This is a genomic window from Weissella sp. DD23, assembly GCF_001579105.1.
GTDB classification, from domain to species: Bacteria; Bacillota; Bacilli; order Lactobacillales; family Lactobacillaceae; genus Weissella; species Weissella cibaria.
The window spans coordinates 52928-57340 of record NZ_KQ970392.1 but is presented as its reverse complement, the minus strand read 5'-3'; the positions used below and the strand labels follow the sequence as shown (position 1 = coordinate 57340).

Sequence of the window (4413 nt, the reverse complement as noted above, 5' to 3'; positions counted from 1 at the left end):
CACTGTGTTAAACCACCCCAGCAACGTCATGATGATAATCAATGACCACATGTTGTAATGCGGAATAACCGTGACCAGCACGATAATAATCATCATCACTGGCAAAATTGTCATAAAGTCGATAAAACGCATGAACACGAGATCAAAAACGCCACCAAAATAACCCGTAACTAAACCACCAATCGTACCGAGTGCCAGAATAAGCACGGTTACGAAAAACGCAATCGTCAAAGAATTACGCGCAGCGACCACCAACAATGAAAAGATATCTTTACCACCATTATCGGTACCAAAGATGTGCCCGTCTGTCATTGGCGGTAGGTATTGATTCATAATATTGACGTCCGTGTAAGCCGTTTTGGGGACAAACAACGCACCCACAAAAATAGCCACTGTCAGTAACAGTAATAGAATTATGGCAAACTGAGCCACTTGATCTTGTTGAAATTCGCGTCGCAAGGCATTTCGTAATGTCGGCGCTGTTTTCTTTGCTTGTTCCATTTGTTGCGCCTCCTTAAGAAATTCGAATACGAGGATCGACTGCACTCATGATAATATCTGAGAACAAACCACCCAACACCGCTAAGACACCGTTGAATAGAACCAACGTGGTCACCACCGGATAATCTCGCGTCAAAACTGATTGCACAAACAATGACCCAATTCCTGGGAATGAGAAAATCGTTTCTGCAATAATCATGCCCCCGAAAATACCCGTAATGGCATACCCCATCGTTGAAGCAATCGGCAAGAAGGCGTTACGCAACACGTGCCGTGAGAAAATCCGATTCTCAGGCACCCCTTTTGCCCGGGCTAACTTCACATAGTCCTGCTTGGACTCATCCAAAATACCGGAACGCAAGTACGAAAAGGTACTGGTTGTTGAAATCAGTGCCACAATCAAAGCCGGTAGAATCATGTGATACAGGCGACTACCCAAGACCGGGAAGAAGCCATTAGCGTCAGCCGACACTGTTCCCGATGTTGGGAACCAGCCAAGCGTGTACCCAAAGATAAAAATACCAAATAAATAAAATAGGTAAGCTGGCAACGAATAAATCAATGAGTTGTAGACCACCAACGCATGGTCCGTCCGTGAATTCTCACGACGAGCTGCCACTAATGCCATCGTAATTGCCGTCACATACGTACCAATCAAGGCCAGCAATGACAGCCAAACCGTATTCCCCAAACGGGCACCAATCACACGTGCAACTGGTTGCTTCAACTGGAAAGAATCACCAAAATTACCGTGCACCGCATTGCCAATCCAACGGGCATACTGCACCGTCCACGGATCATCCAACCCAGCAGCCTTACGTAATGCCGCGATTTGAGCTGGGTCAGTGTTTGGCCCAAATTTTCCTGAGAATGGATCACCAGGCATTAACTTGGCCAAGAAAAAGACCAACACAGACACAATAAACAATTGCGGAATCATAATCAGCAATCGACGCAAAATCGTTTTCCACATATTAGAACCCCTCTCCTTCTAGCATTGATTCAGGCAGTGCCACTTGGTGGGTTTCACTAACCGCGACTAACGGAAACGCCCGGCCATCGGCATCATAATATGCTGATTTTTGATCCTGAAACTCTTGTTCAATAGCCTTACGGTGGGCACGATTTTTCGCCCGATTCGGCACATCAATTTCTGGAATTGCTGCTAACAAACGCTTGGTATACAAGTGTTGGGCATGGTTAAAAATATCGTCACGTGAACCAATTTCAACCAATCGGCCGGCGTGCATAATGGCCAAATTTTCCGTCATGTGGCGCACAACACCCAAATCGTGCGAAATGAACAGAAAGGCAATGCCATAGTCTTTTTGAATGCGTTTCATGTAATTCAACACTTGCGCTTGCACTGACAAGTCCAATGCTGAAACTGGCTCATCCGCGACAATCAACTTAGGCTTTGTCGCCACTGCACGGGCAATCCCAATACGTTGGCGTTGACCACCTGAAAACTGGAATGGAAATTGGTACATCGTTTCAGCCGGCAGTCCGACAATATCAAGCAAATGCCGCACTTCCTGGGCCAGCCCGTCTTCTTTTAACCCTGAAAAATTACGCAATGGTTCCGCAATAATATCAAACACTGTCTTACGTGGATTCAACGACGACATCGAGTCCTGGAAAATCATTTGCACGTCCTTGTTGTAATTAACATGGGCGCGGTTCTTGGCGTCCGTCATATCAACGCCCTGAAAATAAATATGTCCTGACGTAATCGGCTCCAATCCCACAATGGCCTTCCCGATTGTTGACTTACCGGATCCTGATTCCCCAATTAACCCATACGTTTTACCAGCCTCAATTGAGAAACTTACCCCGTCTGCCGCGTATACATAATCAGTCACCCGATTGAAAAACCCACTTCGAATCGGATAGTGTACTTTAACGTTTTCTACTCTTAATAACTCACTCATTATCTAACCTCAATCTTCGTCAGCAAACTTAAATACCCGCCATGCATTACCACGCACCCAGTGACCTGGTGTAATCTCCGCCAACTTTGGATCTTGTTCTTGGCGCACGTCTTCGGGCAGCCATGGCGTCCGATCCAAAAACATATCGCGGTGGTGGTCAATGTGTGTCAAACCAGGCACAGTCCCTTGAATGACGTAAAGTTCATCCGATTCATTGTCCAAACTTGGATTTGACCGTAGTAGTGAGCGCGTGTACGGGTGCTTCGGATTAGCGAAGAGTTCCCCGACCTCAGCCTCTTCCACAATTTGGCCGGCATACATGACCGCCACACGGTCAGCTACCTCAGCCACCACACTCAAATCGTGCGTAATGAGAATAATGCCGGCCCCATTTTCAGCCTGAATATCCTGGAGTAGGTCCAAAATTTGCGCCTGAATCGTCGCATCCAATGCGGTAGTTGGCTCGTCCGCAATGATTAACTTGGGCTTATTCGCAATTGCCAACGCAATCACGACACGTTGCCGCATCCCCCCAGACAGCTGATGTGGAAACTCATTCGCCACACGTTCTGGGAAGGGAATCCCAACTTGATTGAGCAATTCAATCACGCGGTCATTGTATTGTGGCTCTTGGTAAACATCGTGCACCGCCAACGCTTCTTTGATTTGGTCGCCAATTTTCATCAACGGATTCAACGCTGCTAGTGGGTCCTGAAAAATCATGCCGATTTCAGCGCCGCGCACTTGTGTCCACTCAGCCGGTGCTAAATTCAGTACATCGCGTTGATTAACTAAAATCTGTCCGGTTACCTGGGTCAGTGTTAAATCATGTAGCCCAATAATTGACGTGGCAAAGGTTGACTTGCCGGAACCTGATTCACCCACCAAAGCCACAACCTCATTCGGCCGTACCGACAAACTAACATCTTCGATTGCTTGGACATATTGGCCGTGAATCTTAAAACTGACACTGACATTTTTTGCAACTAATAGTTCCGCATCGCTCATATTTTGCCACCCTTACTTTTTATAAAATGATTTGTTTTATAATATGACGATATTATGAGTTTTTCAATAGTTTGTTTTAATCTAATTTTAATTTACAAGAAAAATTATCGGATTTCCCCCTTGAAATCCAACTTTAAATTTCCTTTTTTCGGGTTCATACGCAAAAACACATGCAGCTAACCAATAACATTCGGTTAGCTGCATGTGTTTCGTGCAATATCTTAAATTATCATCACTGCTTACCGGCAGCCGTTAAGTGCGCAATGAAGCGCATTAAGCCTTCACGGCCAGCCGTATCGTATTTATACACACCCGCATCAGCTAGCACTCGAATAAATACGTCAGCCACAGCTTGGCGTATAACAGTCATCACATTTTCACGTGTAACTGTTGCGTTCTCACGCAAGGCGGCCGCCCAATCGCGGTGACTCGGTGCAACTGCACTTAACGGTTGATCGCCGACCAAGTAGTTAGCAATTTCCTGTAGCTCTGTCTGTAACCGCGCAGGTAAAATTGCCAGCCCCATCACTTCAATCAAGCCAATATTCTCTTGCTTAATGTGTTGTACATCTGGATGTGGGTGAAAAATACCATCCGGGTACGTGGCTGAAGTGCCATTGTCACGTAATACCAAGTACATTTCAAATTGATCACCTACTTGTCGTGCAATCGGGGTAATCGTATGTTGCGCCTCACCCGTTGGACTGATGGCATGAATATCTAACCGCTCATCTGAATACGTTGCCCAGACTTGGCGAATAAATTCACTAGCCGTCACAATATCGGCGGCGACTTTAGCCGTAATGCGAATGGTTGTCATTGGCCACTTGAGGATTTCAGCATGCACTGCTGGGAAGGCAGGCAATGTCACTTCACGTTCAACTGGGGCCTTCATCAAAGGTAAGACGTGCCGGCCACCTTGAAAATGTTCTTGTGACAAAATCGAGCCACCCACAATTGGTAAATCAGCATT

Annotated in this window: 4 protein-coding genes and 1 pseudogene; all 5 read right to left on the bottom strand. The window is 46.2% G+C overall.

The window, feature by feature from the left end; translation table 11 throughout:
* Positions 1 to 501 (bottom strand): ABC transporter permease (locus WEIDD23_RS14500; RefSeq protein ID WP_347474444.1); only part of this gene is annotated, 501 nt, incomplete at its 3' end.
* A 13-nt stretch (positions 502 to 514) separates the two neighbouring features.
* On the bottom strand, positions 515 to 1474 hold the full coding sequence (locus tag WEIDD23_RS04680; protein WP_010375224.1) for an ABC transporter permease: 960 nt from the start codon (positions 1472 to 1474) through the stop codon (positions 515 to 517).
* Between the two features lies 1 nt (position 1475).
* The gene (locus tag WEIDD23_RS04675) at positions 1476 to 2432 is read right to left on the bottom strand and encodes an ATP-binding cassette domain-containing protein (protein WP_010375227.1); all 957 of its coding nucleotides are present in this window, start codon (positions 2430 to 2432) and stop codon (positions 1476 to 1478) included.
* A gap of 9 nt (positions 2433 to 2441) precedes the next feature.
* The gene (locus WEIDD23_RS04670; protein ID WP_010375230.1) at positions 2442 to 3440 is read right to left on the bottom strand and encodes an ABC transporter ATP-binding protein; all 999 of its coding nucleotides are present in this window, start codon (positions 3438 to 3440) and stop codon (positions 2442 to 2444) included.
* 232 nt (positions 3441 to 3672) lie between these two features.
* Positions 3673 to 4413: pseudogene (locus WEIDD23_RS14495) on the bottom strand (UDP-glucose--hexose-1-phosphate uridylyltransferase); the annotation flags it as partial.

Coding starts and splice junctions, on each gene's coding strand:
- WEIDD23_RS04680 (WP_010375224.1), bottom strand. CDS start 1,474: ATGTGGAAAACGATTTTGCGTCGATTGCTGATTATGATTCCGCAATTG.
- WEIDD23_RS04675 (WP_010375227.1), bottom strand. CDS start 2,432: ATGAGTGAGTTATTAAGAGTAGAAAACGTTAAAGTACACTATCCGATT.
- WEIDD23_RS04670 (WP_010375230.1), bottom strand. CDS start 3,440: ATGAGCGATGCGGAACTATTAGTTGCAAAAAATGTCAGTGTCAGTTTT.